1 protein-coding gene is annotated in these 782 nt (G+C 62.5%); it reads right to left on the bottom strand.

The window, feature by feature from the left end; translation table 11 throughout:
• Nucleotides 1-29: 29 nt before the first annotated feature.
• Nucleotides 30-416, bottom strand: a complete 387-nt coding sequence (locus ACXJ7R_RS35035) for a hypothetical protein (protein WP_457155789.1) — start codon at nt 414-416, stop codon at nt 30-32.
• Nucleotides 417-782 lie beyond the last annotated feature (366 nt).

The raw sequence follows: 782 nt of genomic DNA, 5'->3' as shown, positions 1-782 counted from the left end.
CTCAGGTTCTTCGCCGAGATCGTTCGGCGCTACCCACGCGATGCCTTTATCTCCTTCCAGTCAGGCGGTGAAATGATGATGCGGCGGATCTCGTGCACCTGCTCGATCGGCTTGCCGTCAAGGCCTGAGTGTTCGTTGACGGCGGTCTCCTTCCAGCGGCCGCGGGCCTTCAGCCAGAAGATCGCGGCGATGACCGATTCACGACCCTCGCCTGTTGCCTTGCGAAAGAGGTTCTCCGCCACCTTCGCATTGGCCTTGGTGTGGCCGAATGCCAGTTCCTGCCGATAGTGTTTGCGCAGCGTCTTCGCATCGACACCGACCATGCCGGCAATCTCGGCTTCCGGAACACCGTAGCCGGCCAGCGCCTCAACCTGGCGGCGGTGGAAGGCGTCAGGCACATGCTTGGGACGGGCCATTCAAATATCTCCGGTTCCTGTGCGCTGCCTCGCCTTGGGGGTAGGCATGCCTTGCCCGGAAGGGTCCGTGTACACGGGGGATTTGGCGAAGCCGCGAGTCCGGCTGGGGTCGGGGTCCATCCCCAACCTGAACAGCCACAAACCGCATGTGCTGACGGGACACTCCCGAACCTCGGCGGGTTGATAGACGGAGCAGTCCAGACATTTGTGGCGTATCGCCTGCAGGATCGCAGTCTTGGTGGTCATGGCCTGATCTCGCTCCGCTCAAGCTTTGCCTCGGCAAAGCTCTGAGCGTCGCCTTCCAGCACCGCTGCCTGACCGGTGAAGTCCTGCCAGCGGATGACCGCGACATCGACATAGGCGGGA

The sequence above is a fragment of the Mesorhizobium sp. P5_C1 genome (assembly GCF_054049815.1).
This window is presented reverse-complemented; position numbering and strand designations above follow the sequence as displayed.